The organism is Streptomyces sp. NBC_01017, from assembly GCF_045162795.1.
In the GTDB taxonomy this organism is placed as follows: domain Bacteria; phylum Actinomycetota; class Actinomycetes; order Streptomycetales; family Streptomycetaceae; genus Streptomyces; species Streptomyces machairae.
Window position 1 is genome coordinate 5381526 of the sequence record NZ_CP108683.1, and the last position, 15196, is coordinate 5396721.

The following is a 15196-nucleotide window of genomic DNA, read 5'->3' on the forward strand; positions in this document are numbered from 1 at the left end:
ACCCTCCTACGCCTTCCTTCACTTCAGGCCCAGGCTCCGCCGGTACGACTCCCCCGGCCCGGCCCGGTCCACGATCGCGGCGCAGGCGGGGCGGGCCGCGCAGTCCGAGGCGGGGTCGGCCGGTGTCAGCAGGGTGTTCTGCCTGAACTCGAGGTTCTTGGGGTCACCGCAGTCGGGTGCGGGCGGCCAGCCTCCGGGGTAGGACCGGCGGGGCAGCCAGTCGGGGACGGTGTCGTCCCAGAAGTTGCCGTGGAAGCGGACGTTCTGCACGGGGCGGTCGCCCCAGTCCTCACTGCACCCGCCGATCGAGGCGCGGTAGCTGTGGACGGCGTTGTCCCGCACGGTGATCCATGTGCTGCTGTCGTCGGTGTAGATGCCGACGTTCCACGTGCCGTACGCGCTGTCCGTGACCGCGTTGCCGCTGACGACCGCGCCGTCCGCGTACGACGTGCCCTGTTCGCCCCGCAGATAGATGCCGCCGCCGTCGGCCAGGAGCCGGTTGGTCGCGAAGACGCGGTTGCCGACGATGCGGTTGCCGCTCATCAGGCCGCGCACGTCCTCGGCGGGACCGGAGAGGATGCCGGTGTAGGGCACGTGGTCGACCTGGTTGTGCGCGATGGTCGTCTCCCGGCTGCCGGCGTCCCAGATGCCGGAGGACGCGTGGTGGTCGGCCCCGGTGCGGTGGACCCGGTTGTTGGTGACCCGGTTGCCGCGGTCCGTGCCCTTCGTGTCCGGTGGCAGGGCTCCCAGCACGACGACGCCGTCCGAGATGTCGGTGAAGACGTTGCCGTCCACGGTGTTGTGCGAGCTGTTCTCGGAGAACTCCAGTCCCTGGGCGCCGAGATGGACGAACCGGTTGCCCTGGAAGGTGATGCGTTCGGCGGTGCGGAAGGCGACGTTCCCGGGCACGGTGAGCAGCTTGCTGTCGTCGCCCTTCCCCGGCCGCAGATACATGCTCCACGCGGCGGCGAACCCGGCAGGCTCGCTGGGCGCCGTCCAGCCGGCGTGGGCGAACGTCAGCCCCTTGAAGGCGATGTCGTGCACGGGCCGGCCGGTGCTGCCGGTGCCGCTGACCAGTGTCTCCAGCACGGGTGCCGTCACCCGCTGGCGCCGCATGTCCTCCCCCGCCCGCGGCCGGTACAGCAGCTCGTGGTGTCCGGGACGGGAGCGGTCGAGGTACCAACTCCCCTTCTTGTCCAGGAAGTCGGGCGAGTTCTCGACGTCGGACGGCAGGGCGAGCAGGTCCGGCCCGTACAGGTCGTGGGCCATCCGCCAGCACGGCTGGTCCATGGTGATCGTCGACCCGTCGCCCGGACCCGGCGTGATGCCCGCGATGCCGCAGCGGCCCTCCAGGTAGTCGAACCGGAACCGCAGCTCCATGTCGCGCGGCGCCCGCCAGCCGCGTGGGACGGCGCTCGTGGTCGTGAGGCCGGTCCCGGTCACCTTCAGCCTGCCGGGGATGCCGTCACCCTGGCTCGCCCGGGCGGCCCGCTTCCCCCCGACGTACAGCTGACGGGTTTCGAGCGTGCCGGCGTCCGCCCGCCATACGCCCCGCCGCTGCGGGTCGGGCCGCCATCCGCCGATCTCCCGGCCGCCGCTGAGCGTCACGGGCTCCTGCCACCGGGTGCCGTGGCCGTACGCCTGGTAGACGACGCGGTGGCCGCCCCGGCCGGAGTCGCCGGCGGCCTGCGACATCCGCAGCGGAGCCGTCAGCCGGTAGGTGCCGCCGCGCAGGTTCACCACGATGTCCGAGGTCATCCCGGCCGTCCTGGCCCGCACCGCCTGCTGGGCCCGGGCCGGCGTCGCGAACGGCCGCTCGAACGTGCCCGGCCACCCGTCGCTCCCCCAGGGCGCCACGTACAGCTGCCGCGCGGTGTCGTGCCGCCCGCTCTCCGACGCCGAAGCCGAAGCCGAAGCCGACGCGGACGCGGACGCCGGGGGAGCAGCCGCCCAGGCCCCACCGGCCACCGCCATCATCAGCGCCGATACGACCGCTCCGAACCGCAGGTCCGCCATGTTCCCGCTCCTCCCGTTCGCCGGACGTGTCCATGGTCGGGCGGGGACGGCCCGGCCCGCGTCGGCCGATCGTCGCTCGGGGTGCCTCTTTGGTAGCCGATCCGCAGGCCGATGTGCGTGCCGGTGCGGGTGCGGGCGGCGCCGAAAGGTGGATCGTTGACGGCATGGCGCAGCAGCGCTCCGACGCGTGTACGTCGGGAGCCGACTACGAGCGGTACATGGGCCGGTGGAGCCGCCTGGTCGCGCGGGATTTCGTGACGTGGCTCGACCGCGCCCTCGGTCTGCGGTGGCTGGACGTGGGGTGCGGCACGGGCTCGCTGTCGGCGGTGGTGGCAGAGCAGTGCGGGCCCCGGTGGGTGGTGGGGTGCGACCGCTCGGAGGCGTTCGTGAGGACGGCCGCGCGAAGGGGAAGAACGTCGTCCGCCGCCACGCGCTTCGTCGTGGCGGACGCCCTGGCGCTCCCCGTGCCGGAGGGCGCCTTCGACGTGGCGGTCAGCGGGCTGACGCTGAACTTCCTGCCCGAACCCGCCATCGCCGTACGGGAGTTGGCGCGAGGTGTCCGTCCGGGCGGCCTCGTCGCGGCGTACGTGTGGGACTACGGCGACGGCATGGACCTCCTGCGCCACTTCTGGACCGCGGCCACCGCGACCGACCCGGCAGCCGCCGCGCTGGACGAGACCCGCCGCTTCGGGGACTGCCGCCCGGAACCCCTCCACAGCCTGTGGACGGGCGCGGGACTCACCGACGTGACCACGGCCCCGCTCGAAGTACCCACGGTCTTCGCCGACTTCACCGACCTCTGGGACCCGTTCCGCTCCGGCCAGGGCCCCGCCCCCGGCTACGTCGCCTCCCTCACCCCCGCCGCCCGCGACCGACTGCGCGAGGCACTGCGCGCCACGATCCCCACGGCCCCGGACGGCTCCGTCCCGCTCACGGCACGGGCCTGGGCGGTGAGGGGAGTCCGGGCAGTGCGGCCGTAGCCCGGTCGTGGCTTCAGCCGGCGCCCCCGAGCCAGTACCCGAAGCCCCGGCGCGTGTGGATCAGATCGAGGGGGCGGGGGCGTGGGCCGCGGCGGGCCCGGCAGGCGGCGTCGTCCAGGACCAGGTCGCCGTAGCGGGGCAGCGTCCGCGGACCGCGGTGACCACGGGCGGGGCCGGTACCGACGTCGGCCGGGAATCACCGGCCCAAGGCCCAGGGTTCAGGTGTCACAACCAATGCGAAGAGCCGCCCGTCGAGTAGGAGCCGAACATGTCCGACGTACCCGCCGCCGGCGCCCAGGCCGAACCCCCCGTACGCGAGCTCCGTCTGGTGGTCACGGCGGACGACTACGACGAGGCGTTGCGGTTCTACCGGGATGTGCTGGGGCTTCCCGAGCGTGGTGCGTTCACCTCGCCCGGTGGGCGGGTCACGATCCTCGACGCCGGCCGGGCGACGCTGGAGCTGACGGATCCGAAGCACGCGGAGTTCATCGACGAGGTCGAGGTCGGCCGCCGCGTGGCCGGTCATGTCCGGGTCGCCTTCCAGGTGGCCGACTCCACGGCGGCCACGGCAAGGCTGGCGGCGGCCGGAGCGGAGGTTCTCGCGGAGCCCACCCGTACGCCCTGGAACTCCCTCAACTCCCGCCTGGAAGCGCCCGGCGCCCTGCAGCTGACCCTTTTCACCGAGCTGGACGACACCACGGAACGCGCGTAGACCCGCGAGAACACGCGGTTCCGGGGCGCCTCGGCGACACAAGGAGCTTATTCGGCCGTTTCGGCGATAATTGGGGCATGAGTACGACGACGTTTGTACTAGCGGCCACGTCGAGTGAAGTACTCAACGTGATCGCCGCCTTGGTGGGTGGCCTGTTCATCGCCGGCGCCCTGGTCTGGGCCGTGCACTTCGGCATGCGGGTCCGTGATCGAGAGCTGCCCCGGCCCACGGCCGACGAGCAGCCCCATCTTCCCGACACCGGCGCGGTCCATGAGGAGCGGGAGCTGAGGGAGCCCGACGAAGTGCCGCACGCGGAGGGCAGGGAACGGCTCCTGCCGCACGAGCTGCACCACGCGGGCAGCAGGCGCAGCACGGACCAGCACCGCAAGCGCTGGCTGCCGGGCAAGAGCGGTTCCTTCGGCGGCGGCGGCATCGGGCACGGCTGAGCCCCGTACCCCGCCGTACCCCGCCGTGCCCCTACGGAAATCCAGGCGACGCGAGCGGTCGCGCCCTGCCACCCTGTCCGGACCGTAGGTGCACGACGCGCATACGGTCCGGACGGGGGCGAGGGCGGATTGAGCAGACGACGTTATGTGGCCAGGGGTGTCCCCGGCGGCTACCGCATCTGGGACAACCACGGCCGCCGTTTCTGGGGCGACCTCTACGAACTGTGCCCCGACGATCTGCTGACCGAGCTGAACGGCCGCAAGGACCCGGCCAGGATCAGCGCATTCCTGAAGCGTTACCGCGCGCTGAAGCGTTAGCGCGCGGGACGTCCGGAGCCGTGGCGAGGGCGAGGATCACGAAGAAGTCGATGCCCACCATGATCACCGACCAGACCGGCGTGTACGGCAGGAACAGGAAGTGGGCGACCATGCTGAGGGACGCCAGGAAGATGCCGGTGATCCGGGCCCACCAGGCTCCCCTGAGGATGCCGTAGCCGACACACACGGCCACGATGCCGATGCCGAGCAGGACCCAGCCCCACGCCATGAGGTTGATCTTGTAGACGTAGTCGCCGACGCTGCCGTAGACGTCGTCCTCGGCGATCGCGGAGATGCCCTGGAGGATCGCCAGCAGCCCGTTGACCAGCATCAGCACACCGGCGAAGACGAGCGCGCCGGTGGCCCAGCCGGTGTCGGAGGGGCCGGGCGGGCCGGGGCGGTAGCCGCCGGCGTCGGGTGCGGCCGAGCCCCAGGTGGTCTGGGTACCGCCAGGAGAGCCTGGCGTCCCGGCGGGGCTGTGGGCCGCGTCCGTCGCATGCGACTGCGACTGCGGCTGCTGCTGGCTCATGGCTGCCGTACCCCACTTCTCGCGTGTACCCGTGGTCGGGTTCTGCGGTCGGTTCGACGATCGACCGGCCCGGGGGCGGCCACCACGGGGGAAGGACCGATCGGGTGACGCCCGGAGTGCCCGGAGTGCGGACAGCGGCGTACGGACCTTCACTGGAGGACATCGGACCGAACGACCTGCTGGAGGCGCCATGCCCGGTCATCGAACGCGGTGGACGACCACCGCGATCCTCACGACGACCGCCGCCGTGGCCGCCGCCCTCACCCTGACCTCCTGCAGCGACGACGACACGCCCTCCTCGGTGGCCAGCCAGGCGGCGTCGGCCTTCGCCTCGGCGACCGCGAAGGCGGGGCAGCAGCTCGACGACATCCAGGGCGGCGTCAACGCCAAGGGCGCGATCCGGCTGGGCGATCCGACGACCGACTCGGACGGCCGTACGACCGTGGAGGTCACGGCGGAGAACACGACCGACTCGACGAAGTCCTTCGGCGTACAGATCAACTTCCGCGACGAGGGCGGCAATCTGCTGGACGCCAACGTGGTGACCGTGTCGGACGTGGCCGCCGGCAAGACGGGCAAGGGCACCGTACGCAGCACGCGTGAGCTGGGCGGGGATGTCCGGACGGAGGTGGCCAGGGCGGTGCGCTACTGACCTGGCGCGCTACCGACCTGCGCGCCCGGCGTGGTCGTGCGCGGCTTTCGGCGTCAGCCGTCCGCCCTCGCTGTCCGTGACCGTGTCCGGCTGCGCGCCTGCCACCTCCGTCACGAGGACGTGGATCTGCTCGCTCGCCGCGCTGACCCCGTTGAACGTGGCCGTCGCCTGGACGCGCCCGGCGCCCGGCTGGAGGGCGACGCTCGGCACGCAGGACCATGCGCCGTCGGGCGCGGCGGTCGTCGCGCAGATCTCCTCCTCCAGCGCGTCGCGCACCGTGACCTGGGCGCCCGGGTAGGCCGTCCCGGACATCCGCGGCATCGCGCCCAGCGGCACGCCCGACTGGGGTCGGGACAGGGTCGGCGCGGGCAGCCCGACGGTCACGGCGCACGTGCCCTTCTCCTGCACCGTTCCCTCGGCGTCCTTCAGGACCAGGGCGCAGTCGGGCAGCCGCGTACCGGGCTCGGCGTCCGCGGGTACCGACAGGACGAAGGGGAACGTACGGCCCTTCCAGGCCGCCGATGCCGACTCCCCGGCGACCGGGCCGGGCGTCCCCACGAAGGTGTACGTCCCGGCGCTCCCGCCCAGAGTCACGGCCCCCTGGTAACCGCCCGCGGCGAACGGCGTGCCCGTCACCCTCGCCGTCGCGGGCGCCGACAGGGTCAGTGCCGATCCCGCGCCCAGCGGCGCCCCCTCGTACCCGCCGACCTGGACGATGCCTTCCCGCCCGGGCTCGATGGTCGCGGTCGCCCACAGGTCACTGCCGCCCGACCCTGACGCCCCGTCAGCGCCGTACGCCACTCCGGCCGCAGTCATCGCGCCGGCCACGGCGAGACAACCGAGGACCGTTGCCCTCCTGAATCTGCTCATCGTCGGCAGAGCTCCTCACACGCGCGTCGGCAACACCACTGCCTGCGATTGTCGGGTCCCGCCCGCGCGGACGACGCGCGCTGTTCGGCCGTACGGACCAGGAGTGCGGTCCGCACCACCCGTCCGGCCGCCGGGAAGCCGACGTCAGTCCTGCGCCGTGGGCCTCGGGTGGCGGGCCGTCGTCTTCACGTCCGCCTCGACCTCGCTGCGGGCGATGCCCTGTTCCGTCGCGTGCTCGGTGACCGCGGTCTGGACGGTGCGGGCGAGGTCGCGCCAGGTGCGCCAGGCGGTTGTGTAGGTGTCGGTCTGGAGGTCGGTCCACGGGGTGTGGGCGGGCGGGCCGTACTCGTCCCGCAGGTCCTCCACCCTGGAGTGCGCCTGGTCCGCCGCCCGCTGCATCGCGACCAGTTCGTCGAAGGTGTGTGCCACGCGTCCGGATCCTGCGGCAGCCGGGCCGGGCGATCCGCTGCGCCACGCGCGCGGCCCGTGCCTCTCACCCGGACGGCGCCCGCCCCGGCCCGGGCAGACGGCATGTGAAGGGGCCCGGGGTGAACACCCCGGGCCCTTTGTGGTGCGCACGCGGCGCGAGGTCCGCTGGATACGGTGGGTGGCGGGGGACCGCCCACCACGGCTGAGGAGTCCCGCATGAGCAGCGATCCGACGGACATCGTCAGGGCGGCGTTCCGCCACTACCTGGCACAGGACCGGGAAGCCGCCTTCCCCCTCTACGCCGACGACTTCACCTTCACCAGCCCGCAGGACGACCACATCGGCAAGGCGGCCTTCTTCGAGCGGTGCTTCCCGACCGCCGGCCGGGTGAAGGAGCAGCGCATGCTGCACGTCACCCCGGCCGACGGCGAACTCGTCTTCGCGTACTACGAGTACGAGCTCACCGCCGGCGGCCGCTTCCGCAACGTCGAGACGATCACCGTCCGGGACGGGCTGATCAAGGAGGTGCGGGTGTTCTTCGGTGCCGCGGTGTGAGGGGCCGCCCCGCCCACGGCCACCGGGCGATCGGCACCGCCCGTGGTGCTACTGCCTGCCCGGGGTGCAGAGTTCGCCGTCGATCAGGTTGTTCCGGGCGTGCTCGGTGGACATGTCGGCCGCTCCGTCGCCCGTCGTCGCGAGGACCACGACACGGCGGCCGTCGGCGGTGACGCCGTCGCGGGTGGTGTAGCCGGGGAGGTCGCCACCGTGGCTGTAGTACGAGCCGCCGCAGGACAGCGGGATCCGTACCAGGCCGAGGCCGTAGCTCGCGCCGGGCCACACGTCGTCGAATTCGGGGGCCCGCACGGTCGTCTTCATCGCCTTCATCTCGGCCGGGCCCAGCAGGTGCCCGCCGAGGAGCGCCTGGTAGAAGCGGGTCAGGTCGGCCGTCGTACTGATCATGGCGCCGGCCGCGCCCGCCGCACTCGGGTTGAACTCGGTGACGTCGATGGTCGCGCCGGAGCCGTCGAAGTTCGAGTAGCCGTGCAGATGGCGGCCGGGGATGCGGGTCCCGGTGCCCGGGGCGAGGGTGTGGCTCAGGTGCAGCGGCTTGATGATGCGCCGGGTGACCTCCTGCTGCCAGGTGTGCCCGGTGGCCTTCTCGATGATCATTCCGGCGAGGATGTAACCCGTGTTCGAGTACGACCACTTGGTGCCGGGTGCGAAGTCCGGCTCGTGCTTCATCGCGATCGCGACCAGCTGCTCGTCGGTCCAGGTGGTGTACCGGCCGGCCTCGTAGCCTTCGACGCTCGCGAGCAGCGGGAGGTCGGACGTGTAGTTGTAGAGCCCGCTGGTGTGCTGGAGCAGCTGCCGTACGGTGATCCTGCTGCCGTCGTTGCCGTTGCCGGAGACGACGCCGGGCAGCCAGTCCTCGACGGTGTCGTCCAGCGACAGCCGTCCCTCGCCGGCGAGTTGCAGCACCACGGTGGCGACGAACGTCTTGCTCGCGCTGGCGATCCGGAACCGGTCGCCGGGGCGCGCCGCCTCGCCGGTGGCCTTGTCGATGACGCCCGCGGCGGCGGAGCGCTGTCCGCGCGGGCCGGTCGAGCGGGCCACGGCGCCGACAGTTCCGGTCTCCATCACGGCGCCCACGCGGTCCCGCAGCGAGTCCTGAGCGGGGTGCGGGGACTTGGCGGTGGCCGACGCGGCGGGAATCGTCAGGACGGACGCGGCGATCGCGGCGACCAGGGCCGTGGCGGTGCGCTTCATGGCGGGTGCTCCTTGCGGGTCGGTCGGTGTCGGCACCGCTCTGTGCGATGCGGACACCAACCTAGAAACGCGGCCGGTCGCGGACGATCAGGCCAACTGGCCTGTCGGAGGTGGTGGTTGGCCCCCTGCCGAGGTGTGGCCGGCCACACCTCGACCCGACTGACGTGCGCCTTTCCGGCACCTCAGCCCCGTCTCCGACGGAACACGGACGGCGTAAGCGCGGCGGCCACGGACGCGCCTTCGGTACGGGAGCGACAGTGTCCGGAGACCGGTCAGAAACGCTCGACCGTCGTCAGGTACAGCTTCACGAAGCGGTCCACGTCCACGTCCAGGGCGACGTCCACCAACGGCTGTTCGCGCAGGCCGGTGTGGATCTCGGCCTCACCGGGCCGGGGCCGGCGGTCGACGATCGTCTGGCCGCGCGTCGGCCCGGGGGCGAGGGAGACCTCGACGGGCAGCAGACGGGTGGTGATGCCCGCCGGGTCCACGACCGCGCACACCGCGCCCGCGTCTCCGATACCGCCCGCCTCGGAGTCGGGGGCGACATCGGGCGTGGCCGGGCGGTGGGACAGCAGGTGGCCCGCCAGACGGGCACCGGGCTCCGCGCTCTCCCGCAGCCGCCGTACGTCCGCTCCGGGCACCACGACCTGCTGGAAGACGTCCAGGCCGTACATGGTGATCGGCACCCCGGCGGTGAGCAGGATCGCGGCCGCCTCCGGGTCGTGCCACACGTTGAACTCCGCGACCGGCGTGGCGTTTCCGCAGGCCACCGCGCCGCCCATGAAGACGATCCGCTCGATGTTGCGGGTCACCTCCGGGTGCGTGCGCAGCAGCAGGGCGATGTTGGTGAGGGGCGCGGTCGGGACGAGGGTGACCGGGCGCGGGGACGCCAGGATCTCGCGGCGCAGCAGCGTCACCGCGTCCACGGCGGCCGGGGCGCGGGTCGGGGCGGGCAGGCCGATGTCGCCCATGCCGTCCTCGCCGTGCACGTGCCGGGCCGAGCGGGCGGACTCGATCAGCGGACGTCCGGCGCCCCGGGCGACGGGGATGTCCGGGGCGCCGGCCTGCTCCAGCACGGTGAGGGTGTTGCGTACGACGCCGTCCACATCCGTGTTCCCGGCCACGCAGGTGACCGCGCGCAGGTCGACACCCGGGTGGCGTACGGCGAACAGCAGCGCGAGGGCGTCGTCGACGCCGGTGTCACAGTCGATGATCACCGGGATGGGCGGACCGTCGGCGTTCGTCACGGCGGGGTTCCTCTCACGGGTGCGTGCGGTGGCGGGTCACCGGAACCGACCTTACGGTGTTGTCCAGGTGGAGTGCGTCGCCGTATGGCGCCGCCGTACGGGCTTCGTGCGCGCGGCGTCATACGGCGTCTTAAGCACCCGTCAGCACCCGTCGCAGGCGTCATCGGGCGTCTCGGCCGTCCCACAGCTCGGGGCCGCGGGCCGCCGCGCGGGCGGCGATCCGGGTGACGAGTTCCGCGGCCGGTACGGCCCCCGGCTTACGCCCGTCCCGCAGCCGTACGGCCACCAGCTCCCCCTCCGCCTCGGCCGCCGCCTCCCGCTCCCCGATGACCGCCTGGTACGGCACGAGCCGTGCCGCCCGGACACGGGCGCCCAGGGTGCCGTGTTCGGGGCCCGCGAGCTCGGCGCGCAGGCCCTGGTCGAGGGCCCGGTGCAGCAGCCTCTCCGCCTGTTCGGTCTGGGCGTCCGACACGGGAAGGACGACCAGCTGGACGGGGGCGAGCCAGACCGGGAAGGCGCCGCCGTGCTGCTCGATGAGGTGGGCGACGGCTCTTTCGACGCTGCCGATGATGCTGCGGTGGACCATGACCGGGCGGTGCTTGGCGCCGTCGGGGCCGATGTAGTGCAGGTCGAACCGTTCGGGCTGGTGGAAGTCGATCTGCACGGTGGAGAGGGTCGACTCCCGTCCAGCCGGGTCGGCGATCTGGACGTCGATCTTGGGACCGTAGAACGCGGCCTCGCCCTCCGCGGCCTCGTACGGGATGCCGGAGGCGTCCAGCACCTCGCGGAGCAGCGCGGTGGCTCGCTGCCACAGCTCGGGATCGGCGACGTACTTGCCGCCGCCCGCGCCCTCGCCCCCGCCCTCGGACGGGAGGGAGAGGCGGTGGCGGACGGCCCGGATACCCAGGTCGGCGTAAGCGCGGGCGATGAGCTGGAGGGCGGATCGGGCCTCGTCGACCGCCTGGTCGAGGGTGCAGAAGATGTGGGCGTCGTTGAGGTGGATCGCCCGCACGCGGGTGAGGCCGCCCAGGACGCCCGACAGCTCGGCGCGGTACATGCCGCCCAACTCGGCCATCCGGAAGGGTAGTTCGCGGTAGCTGTGGGAGCGGGAGCGGTAGATCAGGGCGTGGTGCGGGCACAGGCTCGGGCGCAGGACGAGCTGTTCGCTGCCGCTGTCGCCGTCGCCGCCGCCGAGATCCATCGGCGGGAACATGTCGTCGCTGTAGTGGTCCCAGTGCCCGGAGATCTCGTAGAGCTCGCGCTTGCCGAGGACGGGGGAGTGGACGTGCCGGTAGCCGGCCTCGCGTTCCGCTTCCCGGACGTACTCCTCCAGTGCGTGCCGGACGATTGCGCCGTCGGGCAGCCAGTACGGCAGGCCGGCGCCCATCAGGGGGTCGGTGTCGAAGAGGTCCAGTTCGCGGCCGAGGCGGCGGTGGTCGTGCATGGCTGCTCCTCCGGGTGAGGGGACGAACGCCCACGACAAAGCCCCGGGGCACTCGCCCCGGGGCTTTGATCTTCGCGCAGCTTTCAGCGCGGCGCCGGGACGGAGTCCGGCGTCGTCGTCAGAGACGGGTTGGCGCGCTGCATGGGGCGACCGTAACAGCGGGTGGGTGGGGGCGTCGCGGTGATTTTCACGATTCGCGTCACCAATGCGAAGTCACATGGTTACGCTCTGCTACATACCGACTCTGGGGGTGGTACGCCTTGGTTCACATCCGCCAACTCGATCCCACGGCCTCTCCGTTGGACTACTTCGGCTACGAGCTGAGGCGGAAACGGGAGGAGGCGGGGCTGACGCTGAAGCAGTTGGGCTCGGTGCTGTTCTGCTCGGGCTCACTGATCGGCCAGATCGAGACGACATTGAAGGTGCCGACGCGGGATTTCGCCGAGCGGCTGGATGCGGCGCTGGTGACGGACGGGATGTTCTCGCGGTTGGTGGGGCTGGTGCTGCGGAGCCAGCTGCCGACGTGGTTCCAGCCATTCGCCGACATGGAGGCGAAGGCGACGTACATCTCCACGTACCAGTGCCAGCTGGTGTACGGGCTTCTACAGACCAAGGCCTACGCCCGGGCGGTGATGGAGGTGGACCACACCGTCACGCTCGACGAGATGGTGGCGGCACGGCTGGAACGGCAACGCATCTTGGAGCGCGAACAGCCGCCTTCCCTGTGGGTCGTTCTGGACGAGGCGGCGCTGTATCGGGAGATCGGCGGCCCGGACGTCATGCGCGAGCAACTCGCCCACCTGTTGAGCTTCCAGGACAACCAGTCGGTGCACATCCAAGTGCTGCCGTTCTCGGTCGGACAGCACTCCGGAGTGATGGGCTCCTTCACTCTCCTACGCTTCGACGATCACCCCGACTTGTTCTACAGCGAGAGCTACGACCAGGGGCACATGACGGCCAATCCTGCAGTGATCAGGGGGCGTTCAGTCGGTTACGCTCGCCTTCAGGCCGAGGCTCTCTCGCCGAAAGAATCAGCGGCACTGATCGCGCGCGTGATGGAGGAACGCTATGGAGCTGAAGTGGCGTAAGTCGTCCTACAGCGGTACCAGCGGCGGCGATTGCGTCGAGTGCGCCCCGCTCGGCTCGGTCGCCTGGCGCAAGTCCTCGTACAGCGGCAGCAGCGGCGGCGAATGCGTCGAGGTCGCCCACCCCACCCCCCACATAGCCGTCCGCGACTCCAAGAACCCCGAGGTCGGCACGCTCACGCTCTCGCCGGAGGCGTACGCCACCTTCATCGGGTACGTCCAGACGCAGTAGGACCCACATACAGCCGTCACCCGGACGGACCGGCGCGCTGGTGGCCGTAGCCCTGGGGTGGTGCCTTAAGAGCACGTACTGATCTTGAGCGCACCCTCCAGGAGGCCTGCGATGCCCCGTCCCCCGGCCCGCACCGTCACCGCCTCGGCGCTCACGGCGGCAACCCTGCTGACCGCGGCCGCCTGCTCCTTCGCCGGACTGGACACCGCGGCCACGGGCGTCCGCACCCCGGCCTCCCCCAGCGCCGTCAGCCGGTCCCAATCCCCCGGCGCCGCCCCCACCCTGACGGAGGCCCAGGCGCGGGACGCTCTGATCAGCGAGGCCGACCTCGGGGAATCCTGGGCGGCCACGCAGGGCTTCGCGACCTGGCGGGAGGCCATGCTCAAGGCGGAAACCGAGTCCGCGGACTGCCGACGCCTCCTCGACGCCCTGTATGCCGAGGAACTCTTCGGCCCGGACGCCCGGACGCGTGCGTCGGTCGGACTGGACGACGCCTGGGACGAGGCCCAGCTGCGCTACCAGGTCGTCGCCCATCGGCCCGCGGACCTGGACCGGACGCTGGCGTGGCTGGGACGCGTGCCGGACACGTGCGGCGAGTTCACGGCGACCGCGGCGAGCGGGGAGATGGCCGTCGAAGTGACGGAGGCCGAGATGCCGGAGGTCGGGGACGGCCGGCAGGGGCTGAGGGTCGTCCTGCGCGCCGTCTCCGAGTCCGAAGACGCGCCCACGCTCACCCTGCACGTCGCCGCCGTCCGCGTGGGAGACGACGCGATCGCCATCACCAACGGCGGCCTCGGCGAGGTACCGGCCGACGCCACCTGGGCAGCCGTCGAAACGGGCGCCGACCGTCTGGCGGAGGTCAGGAAGCGGGGCCGGGCGGAGATCTAGGACGTCGTCCCGGCGCCCCGTCCTACGGGTGGTAGAGCTTCCGGGCGCGAGCGGAGTCGACGGGCCCGTCCTGGTCCAGGGGCAGGAAGTGGTCCAGCTGCCATGCCTGGGTGCTGGTCGCCTGGCGGTTGGTGGTGGTCACCCAGGGCGGGTACACGCGGAAGGCCCGCTTCCCGCCGGAACCGTCCACCGACACGACACCGCGCCGGCGGAGCGCGTCCTTGGGAAAGACGAACTGGCCGAAGTGCTCACCGTCGCGGCAGCTGATGACGAAGAGGTCGACGGGGTCCATGACGTCGAAGGGCTGGATGGGCCCGCCCGGGGACCTCTTCCAGACGGTGACGAACTGGCCGACCTTGGTGGGGGTCGTCCTGGCCGCGCGGAACCGGACAAAGAGGCCGTCGAGGGTGAAGGCGTGGGCGGCGTACTCGGCACTCTCGGGTTCGGGAACCGGCTGCGAGCAGGTGAATCCGCAGGGGTCGTAGACGAGCTCTTTCGCCGCCGCGAGATCGCTGTGTGCCGGGGTGGTCACGTCTGCCCCATGCGCTCGACGGCTTCCTTGGCCTCCGCCAGGCCCACTCCCGTGATCTCCCGGTACTCCTTGATCGCCTGGATCTTCTTGTCGTCCCGCAGCAGCGCCACGACCTTCGCCATCCGGGGATCGTCGTCACGCAGGCCCAAGTGATCGATAATCAGGTCGAGTTTGCGCTCGACCCGGGCAACTCGCCGGTCGGTACGGGAGATTCGGCTCTCGGCGCCGGCGAAGCCGATGATCACGACCAGCGCGATGAAGTAACCCACTATGTCCATGGTCGGCGATCATAGGCGGCCCCGGTCCCGGTCGAACCGCAGCTGGTGGTCCACCACCTCCCGGGCCACGTCCACCGCCGTGCGCCCGTGCGCGAACGCGTGGGCCCGCAGCCGTGCCAGCGCCTCGCCCGTGCCGACGCCCAGCTGGGCCATGATCATGCCGGTGGCCTGGTAGATCTGGTCCTGGTCGACGGCGAGGCCGCTCAGCCATCGTTCGTCCCCCAGGTCGCCCGCGTCCTCCGCGCGCGGCAGCGCCATCAGCGCCACGGTCATCATTCCGGCCACCACCCGCGCTGTGCGCAGGTCCCGCTCCGTGAGGTCGCCGGGCGTATCGCGATAGAGGTCCAGCGTGCCCACGCACACCGTGTCGTTGCCGAGCGGCATCGAGTACACCGCCCGCACCCCGGCGGCCGTGGCCTGCTGGGCGAAGACCGGCCAGCGCAGGACGTCCCGCCCCGCCGTGAGGTCGCGTGCCAGCACGGCCGTACCGCTCTCCACGGCGGACTGGCAGGGCCCGTCGCCGAGGGTCGCCTGGATCTCCGTCACATACGCGGCCTGCGCACTGCTCGCGCCCAGTTGTACGGGCATGCCGTCGCTGTGCAGCGACACGCTCGCGCAGGTCACGGGCAGCAGCTCGACGGCGACGTTGCACAGCCGCGCCGGGATCTCGCCGGGTCCCATCCCGCGCACGCTCTCGGCGAGCGCCTCGGCGGCACCGGTCCGCTCGTGCCCTGTCTCACCACGGTGATCGTCTCTTGGCCGCACGGCAGC

General features: G+C 71.8%; 19 protein-coding genes. 9 read left to right on the forward strand and 10 right to left on the reverse strand.

The features are described 5' to 3' along the window. Nucleotides 1–18: 18 nt before the first annotated feature. Nucleotides 19–2016, reverse strand: a complete 1998-nt coding sequence (locus tag OG331_RS24525; RefSeq protein ID WP_406199778.1) for a right-handed parallel beta-helix repeat-containing protein — start codon at nucleotides 2014–2016, stop codon at nucleotides 19–21. Nucleotides 2017–2180: 164 nt separating this feature from the next. Here OG331_RS24525 and OG331_RS24530 point away from each other — a divergent pair, with 164 nt between their 5' ends. From OG331_RS24530 to OG331_RS24545, 4 genes are all read left to right on the forward strand, one after another. Then, a complete protein-coding gene (locus tag OG331_RS24530; RefSeq protein WP_406199780.1) occupies nucleotides 2181–2996 on the forward strand; it encodes a class I SAM-dependent methyltransferase in 816 nt (271 codons plus the stop codon). A 268-nt stretch (nucleotides 2997–3264) separates the two neighbouring features. Continuing rightward, a complete protein-coding gene (locus tag OG331_RS24535) occupies nucleotides 3265–3708 on the forward strand; it encodes a VOC family protein (RefSeq protein ID WP_365055662.1) in 444 nt (147 codons plus the stop codon). Between the two features lie 77 nt (nucleotides 3709–3785). Next, entirely contained in the window at nucleotides 3786–4154 is a 369-nt protein-coding gene (locus OG331_RS24540; RefSeq protein WP_406199782.1) for a DUF6479 family protein, read from the forward strand. A gap of 129 nt (nucleotides 4155–4283) precedes the next feature. Next, nucleotides 4284–4472, forward strand: a complete 189-nt coding sequence (locus tag OG331_RS24545; protein WP_328880414.1) for a hypothetical protein — start codon at nucleotides 4284–4286, stop codon at nucleotides 4470–4472. Here the strand turns inward: OG331_RS24545 and OG331_RS24550 are convergent. Further along, nucleotides 4432–5001 carry a hypothetical protein gene (locus OG331_RS24550; protein WP_406199784.1) on the reverse strand — a complete coding sequence of 190 codons (570 nt, stop codon included), beginning with the start codon at nucleotides 4999–5001 and terminating at the stop codon, nucleotides 4432–4434. The two genes, OG331_RS24545 and OG331_RS24550, sit on opposite strands and share 41 nt — an antisense overlap. 190 nt (nucleotides 5002–5191) lie before the next feature. On the opposite strand from OG331_RS24550, the gene OG331_RS24555 reads away from it, so the two are divergent. Beyond that, complete coding sequence (locus OG331_RS24555; RefSeq protein ID WP_406199787.1) at nucleotides 5192–5653, forward strand: FxLYD domain-containing protein; 462 nt, start codon at nucleotides 5192–5194, stop codon at nucleotides 5651–5653. Between the two features lie 9 nt (nucleotides 5654–5662). Here the strand turns inward: OG331_RS24555 and OG331_RS24560 are convergent, their stop codons facing one another. Together OG331_RS24560 and OG331_RS24565 are read right to left on the reverse strand one after the other, a co-directional pair. After that, on the reverse strand, nucleotides 5663–6523 hold the full coding sequence (locus OG331_RS24560; RefSeq protein WP_406199789.1) for a carboxypeptidase regulatory-like domain-containing protein: 861 nt from the start codon (nucleotides 6521–6523) through the stop codon (nucleotides 5663–5665). 144 nt (nucleotides 6524–6667) lie between these two features. Then, nucleotides 6668–6952 carry a hypothetical protein gene (locus tag OG331_RS24565; protein ID WP_406199792.1) on the reverse strand — a complete coding sequence of 95 codons (285 nt, stop codon included), beginning with the start codon at nucleotides 6950–6952 and terminating at the stop codon, nucleotides 6668–6670. A gap of 216 nt (nucleotides 6953–7168) precedes the next feature. Here OG331_RS24565 and OG331_RS24570 point away from each other — a divergent pair, with 216 nt between their 5' ends. Next, entirely contained in the window at nucleotides 7169–7507 is a 339-nt protein-coding gene (locus OG331_RS24570) for a nuclear transport factor 2 family protein (RefSeq protein WP_406199794.1), read from the forward strand. 48 nt (nucleotides 7508–7555) lie between these two features. Here the strand turns inward: OG331_RS24570 and OG331_RS24575 are convergent, their stop codons facing one another. The 3 genes from OG331_RS24575 to thrS all read right to left on the reverse strand — a co-directional run bounded on the left by OG331_RS24575 (nucleotide 7556) and on the right by thrS (nucleotide 11410). Further along, the gene (locus OG331_RS24575) at nucleotides 7556–8719 is read right to left on the reverse strand and encodes a serine hydrolase domain-containing protein (RefSeq protein WP_406199796.1); all 1164 of its coding nucleotides are present in this window, start codon (nucleotides 8717–8719) and stop codon (nucleotides 7556–7558) included. 272 nt (nucleotides 8720–8991) lie between these two features. Beyond that, nucleotides 8992–9966 (reverse strand): nucleoside hydrolase, encoded by a 975-nt coding sequence (locus OG331_RS24580; RefSeq protein WP_406199798.1) that lies wholly within the window; start codon nucleotides 9964–9966, stop codon nucleotides 8992–8994. Nucleotides 9967–10126: 160 nt separating this feature from the next. Next, nucleotides 10127–11410 carry a threonine--tRNA ligase gene (gene thrS / locus OG331_RS24585; RefSeq protein WP_406199800.1) on the reverse strand — a complete coding sequence of 428 codons (1284 nt, stop codon included), beginning with the start codon at nucleotides 11408–11410 and terminating at the stop codon, nucleotides 10127–10129. Nucleotides 11411–11670: 260 nt separating this feature from the next. On the opposite strand from thrS, the gene OG331_RS24590 reads away from it, so the two are divergent. The 3 genes from OG331_RS24590 to OG331_RS24600 all read left to right on the forward strand — a co-directional run bounded on the left by OG331_RS24590 (nucleotide 11671) and on the right by OG331_RS24600 (nucleotide 13615). After that, the gene (locus OG331_RS24590; RefSeq protein WP_406199803.1) at nucleotides 11671–12498 is read left to right on the forward strand and encodes a Scr1 family TA system antitoxin-like transcriptional regulator; all 828 of its coding nucleotides are present in this window, start codon (nucleotides 11671–11673) and stop codon (nucleotides 12496–12498) included. Beyond that, nucleotides 12479–12727: a DUF397 domain-containing protein gene (locus OG331_RS24595; RefSeq protein ID WP_406199805.1), complete on the forward strand. Its 249-nt coding sequence runs from the start codon at nucleotides 12479–12481 to the stop codon at nucleotides 12725–12727. The genes OG331_RS24590 and OG331_RS24595 overlap by 20 nt, the downstream gene beginning before the upstream one ends. 111 nt (nucleotides 12728–12838) lie before the next feature. Then, nucleotides 12839–13615: a hypothetical protein gene (locus tag OG331_RS24600; protein ID WP_406199807.1), complete on the forward strand. Its 777-nt coding sequence runs from the start codon at nucleotides 12839–12841 to the stop codon at nucleotides 13613–13615. A gap of 22 nt (nucleotides 13616–13637) precedes the next feature. Here OG331_RS24600 and OG331_RS24605 read toward each other — a convergent pair whose 3' ends face one another. From OG331_RS24605 to OG331_RS24615, 3 genes are read right to left on the reverse strand one after another with little or no spacing between them, the layout of a single operon-like run. Further along, nucleotides 13638–14147 (reverse strand): MepB family protein, encoded by a 510-nt coding sequence (locus OG331_RS24605; RefSeq protein WP_406199810.1) that lies wholly within the window; start codon nucleotides 14145–14147, stop codon nucleotides 13638–13640. Next, nucleotides 14144–14425 carry a ribosomal protein L7/L12 gene (locus OG331_RS24610; RefSeq protein WP_406199812.1) on the reverse strand — a complete coding sequence of 94 codons (282 nt, stop codon included), beginning with the start codon at nucleotides 14423–14425 and terminating at the stop codon, nucleotides 14144–14146. The genes OG331_RS24605 and OG331_RS24610 overlap by 4 nt, the downstream gene beginning before the upstream one ends. Nucleotides 14426–14434: 9 nt before the next feature. Beyond that, nucleotides 14435–15190 (reverse strand): GAF and ANTAR domain-containing protein, encoded by a 756-nt coding sequence (locus OG331_RS24615; protein ID WP_406199814.1) that lies wholly within the window; start codon nucleotides 15188–15190, stop codon nucleotides 14435–14437. Between the last annotated feature and the right edge of the window lie 6 nt (nucleotides 15191–15196).

Coding starts and splice junctions, on each gene's coding strand:
- OG331_RS24595 (WP_406199805.1), top strand. CDS start 12,479: ATGGAGCTGAAGTGGCGTAAGTCGTCCTACAGCGGTACCAGCGGCGGC.
- OG331_RS24600 (WP_406199807.1), top strand. CDS start 12,839: ATGCCCCGTCCCCCGGCCCGCACCGTCACCGCCTCGGCGCTCACGGCG.
- OG331_RS24570 (WP_406199794.1), top strand. CDS start 7,169: ATGAGCAGCGATCCGACGGACATCGTCAGGGCGGCGTTCCGCCACTAC.
- thrS (WP_406199800.1), bottom strand. CDS start 11,410: ATGCACGACCACCGCCGCCTCGGCCGCGAACTGGACCTCTTCGACACC.
- OG331_RS24540 (WP_406199782.1), top strand. CDS start 3,786: ATGAGTACGACGACGTTTGTACTAGCGGCCACGTCGAGTGAAGTACTC.
- OG331_RS24555 (WP_406199787.1), top strand. CDS start 5,192: ATGCCCGGTCATCGAACGCGGTGGACGACCACCGCGATCCTCACGACG.
- OG331_RS24530 (WP_406199780.1), top strand. CDS start 2,181: ATGGCGCAGCAGCGCTCCGACGCGTGTACGTCGGGAGCCGACTACGAG.
- OG331_RS24575 (WP_406199796.1), bottom strand. CDS start 8,719: ATGAAGCGCACCGCCACGGCCCTGGTCGCCGCGATCGCCGCGTCCGTC.
- OG331_RS24610 (WP_406199812.1), bottom strand. CDS start 14,425: ATGGACATAGTGGGTTACTTCATCGCGCTGGTCGTGATCATCGGCTTC.
- OG331_RS24525 (WP_406199778.1), bottom strand. CDS start 2,016: ATGGCGGACCTGCGGTTCGGAGCGGTCGTATCGGCGCTGATGATGGCG.
- OG331_RS24535 (WP_365055662.1), top strand. CDS start 3,265: ATGTCCGACGTACCCGCCGCCGGCGCCCAGGCCGAACCCCCCGTACGC.
- OG331_RS24550 (WP_406199784.1), bottom strand. CDS start 5,001: ATGAGCCAGCAGCAGCCGCAGTCGCAGTCGCATGCGACGGACGCGGCC.
- OG331_RS24560 (WP_406199789.1), bottom strand. CDS start 6,523: ATGAGCAGATTCAGGAGGGCAACGGTCCTCGGTTGTCTCGCCGTGGCC.